Origin of the sequence: Streptomyces sp. MK37H (assembly GCF_018035285.1) — a bacterium.
Lineage (GTDB): Bacteria > Actinomycetota > Actinomycetes > Streptomycetales > Streptomycetaceae > Streptomyces > Streptomyces endocoffeicus.
This window is the reverse complement of the sequence record NZ_JAAAYH010000617.1, coordinates 1-3,988: the sequence shown is the minus strand read 5'-3', so window position 1 is coordinate 3,988 and position 3,988 is coordinate 1. Positions and strand designations below refer to the sequence as shown.

4 protein-coding genes are annotated in these 3,988 nt (G+C 74.2%); 2 read left to right on the top strand and 2 right to left on the bottom strand.

What is annotated here, in order from left to right:
• A partial coding sequence (locus tag GWI24_RS41640; RefSeq protein WP_210951212.1) for a hypothetical protein occupies positions 1-679 on the top strand: 679 nt, incomplete at its 5' end.
• A gap of 67 nt (positions 680-746) precedes the next feature.
• Here GWI24_RS41640 and GWI24_RS41635 read toward each other — a convergent pair.
• Both GWI24_RS41635 and GWI24_RS41630 read right to left on the bottom strand, forming a co-directional pair.
• Complete coding sequence (locus GWI24_RS41635; protein WP_210951211.1) at positions 747-1,760, bottom strand: NAD(P)-dependent alcohol dehydrogenase; 1,014 nt, start codon at positions 1,758-1,760, stop codon at positions 747-749.
• 82 nt (positions 1,761-1,842) lie between these two features.
• The gene (locus GWI24_RS41630; protein WP_247617615.1) at positions 1,843-2,871 is read right to left on the bottom strand and encodes a PhzF family phenazine biosynthesis isomerase; all 1,029 of its coding nucleotides are present in this window, start codon (positions 2,869-2,871) and stop codon (positions 1,843-1,845) included.
• A 107-nt stretch (positions 2,872-2,978) separates the two neighbouring features.
• Between GWI24_RS41630 and GWI24_RS41625 the strand changes: the two genes are divergently transcribed.
• A complete protein-coding gene (locus GWI24_RS41625) occupies positions 2,979-3,926 on the top strand; it encodes a LysR family transcriptional regulator (protein ID WP_210951210.1) in 948 nt (315 codons plus the stop codon).
• The last annotated feature ends 62 nt before the right edge of the window (positions 3,927-3,988 follow it).

Here is a 3,988-nt window from a genome sequence, read left to right as displayed (position 1 = left end):
CATCGCGGTGGCCGTCACCCATGTGCTGGCGCCGGATCTGAAGATAGACAACGTCACCGTGGCGCTCCTGGTGGTCGCCGTCGTGCCCTGGTTGCGCGATCTGCTCAACAGCATCGAACTGCCGGGCGGGGTGCGCCTGGAGTTCAAGGAGGCGGTCGAGCGGCGCATCGAGGCCGCCGAGCGGATCGCCGACGCCGCCCTCGTGGGGAGCGGCGACGACGGACCCGAGGCCGACGGCGCCACGGCGCTGCGGGACGTGCGCCGACTGGCCGCCGAATACCTCGAGGTCCGTACGTCGATGTCCAGCGGATCCGCCCGTACGCAGCGCATGAACGGCATCTTCGCCCGCCTGGTGCGCGCCACCCAGCGGCTCGCCGACCCCGACCTGGACGGCTGGCTCAGCTCCCCGGACGGCGGTATGCGCCTGGCCGCGTACGCGCGGCTGTACGCGGTGCCGGACGCGGACGCGCTGGCCGCCCTTACGGACGCCGTCGTGAAGGAGCCGCTCGCCTTCAGCCAGTACTGGGGCATCCACGCGCTCGACAAGGTCGTGGACGCCGTCGGGGTCGAGGACGTGCCGCCGGGGGTCGTCCGGCGCCTGGAGGACTGCCGGCCGCGCGGCAGTGACCGGGTGGCCCTGCTGCGGCGGCTGATCGCCAAGCTGCACGGGCTCCCGTAGCAGTCCCGTCCGTTGACCGCCGGGGCGCCGCCGCGCCGCTCCGCGGGGCGGACTTCAGCGCTCGTGGTCACTCGTCCGTGATGACCACCTTCCCGAAGTGCCTCCGCTCCGCGAAGTGCCGGTACGCTGCGGGCGCCTCGGCGAAGGGGAAGGCCCGGTCGATGACGGGGCGCAGGCGGTGGTGCTCGATCGCGCGGTTCATCTGCTCGAACATCTCGCGGCTGCCCACGAACATCCCCTGCAGCGTGACGCCCTTGAGCAGGACGGAGGACGGGTCGGCCCCGCCGTCCCGGGCCAGTACGCCGATGAGGCTGATCCGCCCGCCGACGCGTACGGCCTCCAGTGACTGCGGCAGGGTGCCCGCGCCGCCCACCTCCACGACGTGGTCGACACCGCCGTCGGTCGCCTCGGCCACCAGGCGGCCCCAGTCGGGGGTGCGGGCGTAGTTGACGCCGTCGGTGGCGCCGAGCGAGCGCAGTCGCTCCAGCTTGGCGTCGTCGCTGGAGGTGGCGAGCACACGGGCCCCGCCGAGCGCGGCGAACTGCAGGGCGAACAGCGACACTCCGCCGCTGCCCAGGGTCAGTACCGTCTGGCCGGGGGCGAGCCCACCGGTGACCGCCACCGCGTGCCAGGCGGTCACGGCGGCGCACGGCAGCGTCGCGGTCTCGGCGAAGTCCAGCTGCGCGGGGGCGGCGACCAGGGCCTCCTGGTCGAAGAGGACGTACTCCGCGAGCACCCCGTCCGTCGGGCCGCCCAGCGCGCCCGCCGTCTTCCGCGCGGCGGGCGGCCCGGAGAGCCAGCCGGGCATGAAGATCCCGGCGACCCGGTCGCCCTCCCGCCACCGGGTGACCTCGGAACCGGCGTCCACCACCTCGCCCGCGCCGTCGGACAGCGGTACGACATCGGGCTTCAGGGCCCGTCCGTACGCGTCCGACGCGATCATCAGGTCCCGGTAGTTGAGCGACCAGGCGCGCATCCGGACCAGCACCTCGCGCGGCCCGGGGGCGGGCACCTCGCGCTCGTCCAGCCGGAGGGCGTCCACGCCGGTCAGGCGTGGCAGGTGGTAGTAGCGCGTCTTCATCACACCGCTCCTCGCATGGTTTGCGTCACACCGCTCCTCGCGCGGTCCGCGGGATCGTTCATCGCCCGGTCTCCCGGTTCGTTCATCGCCCGGTCCGCGGGATCGGGACGGCCTGGCCGCTGACCCGCGCCCGGGGGTCGTCGGGCGTGACGTCGAGCAGGAGGTCGCTGGGGCGGCCCATGTCCTCGCCCTGGCGGATCCGGACCCTGGTCTGGCCGCCGACCAGGCCGAGTACCCGCAGATAGCCGCCGAAGGCGGCGGCCGCGGCGCCGGTGGCCGGGTCCTCGACCACCCCGCCGACGGGGAACGGATCGCGGGCGTGGAAGACGAAGCCGTCCGTGGAGCCCTCCGCGGTCTCACGCCACACCAGATGCACCGTCGTCCAGCCGCGCCGCCGCATCACCGCCTCGAGCGCGTCGAAGTCGTAGTCGAGGTCCGCCAGCCGCTCGCGGGTGGCTGCGGCGAGGACGAGGTGGTCGTTGCCCGCGAAGGCGACATGCGGGGGCAGGGCCGGGTCCAGGTCGTCCGCGGACCACCCCAGCGCCGCCAGCGTCGGCTCGAGCTCCGTGCCCCGGTCGGCGGGGCGCGAGCGCGTGGGAACGCTGGTGAGCGTGGCGCGGGGCGGGCCGTCGCCATCGGCCGTGGTCTCGACGCGGATCTCGCCCGAGGCCGTGTCGAAGACCAGCTCACCCGGGCCGTCGCGCTCGGCGAGTGCCACGGCCGTGGCGATCGTGGCGTGTCCGCAGAACGCGACCTCGGCGAGCGGGCTGAAGTACCGCAGCCGGTAGCGGCGCGCGGCCTCGTCCCGTTCGGTGATGAACGCGGTCTCCGAGTAGCCGACCCGTGCGGCGATGGCCGTCATGGCCGCGTCGTCGTCCGCGAGGGCCGCGGCGTCGAGGACCACACCGGCGGGATTGCCGCCGTCGGGGCGGGTGGTGAAGGCGGAGTAGTGCAGAACGTCGACATCCGGGGTGGACGCGGCGGACGCGGCGGGCGTCGTGGATGTGGCGGACGTGGTGGTGGACGCGGCGGGCGTTGTGGATGTGGCGGACGTGGTGGCCGTGGTGGCGGGGGTGGTGTCGGGCGTGGTGGGTTCGGTGGGTGCGGTCATGCCGTCCACGGTTCCACCGACCCGGTATCGCGTCCAACGATTCCTTTCGCTGGAGTCAATCGAGAAACCCGATGAGAGCAGGTCGGAGCCCACCTATCCTGACCCTCGTGGACACACGACTCCTGAAGACGTTCGCGGCCCTGGCGAGAACCGGCAGCTTCACCGCGACCGCCACCGAGCTCCATCTCGCCCAGTCCACCATCACCGTCCAGATACGCACCCTGGAACGGGAACTGGGCACCCGCCTCTTCGACCGGCTGCCCTCGGGCGCCCTGCCGACCAGCGCCGGCCGCCGGCTGCTGACGGAGGCCGAGGAGGTCCTGGACGCCGAGGCCCGGCTGCGCACGGTGGCGGCGGCCGGAAACGGCGACGGCGCGGACGGCGCGGTCGAGGGCCCGGTCGCCCTCGGCGCGGGCGAGTCGCTGTGCGCCTCGCACCTCCCCCGCGTGATCGCCTCGCTGCGCCGCACCCACCCCGGTATCGACCTCCACCTCCACCCCGCGGGCAGCGCGGCGGCCATCGAGGGGCTGCGTACGGGACGGCTCGACCTCGTCCTGCTCCTCGAACAGGACGTGACGGACGCCGACCTGGTGGCCCGCCCCATCGCCCGCGAACCCCTCGTCTACGTCGCCGCCCCCGGCCATCCGCTGGCCGGACGCGAGGCGGGCTGGGACGAACTGGCCGGGCAGAGCTTCTTCGTCCACGAACAGGGCTGCTCCTACAGCGACCACCTCGTCCGCACCCTCCTCGCCCTCCCCGGCCCGGCGCCGCGCCTCACCCGCTTCGGCAGCATCGAGGCCGCCCGCGCCTGTGTCGCCGCGGGCCTCGGCCTGACGCTGCTCCCCCGCGCCACGGTGGAACGGCAGCTCGCCGAGGGGTATCTCGCCGAGGTCCACGGCCCGGCCATCCCCCCGGTGCCCGTCCAGCTCACCCGCCACCGCCGCCGCTGGACCAGCCCGGCGGCGCGGGCGGTGGCGGACGAGCTGACGCGGCTGCTGGCGGCTGCTCGCGGCGTGAGCCGTACGTCGGACGAACCTCGGACGAGCGTTGACTGAGCCTCAGACGAGCGTGACGCCGTCGTGGGCCCGGATCGCCGGTGGGGCGGCGGTGTCGAGGG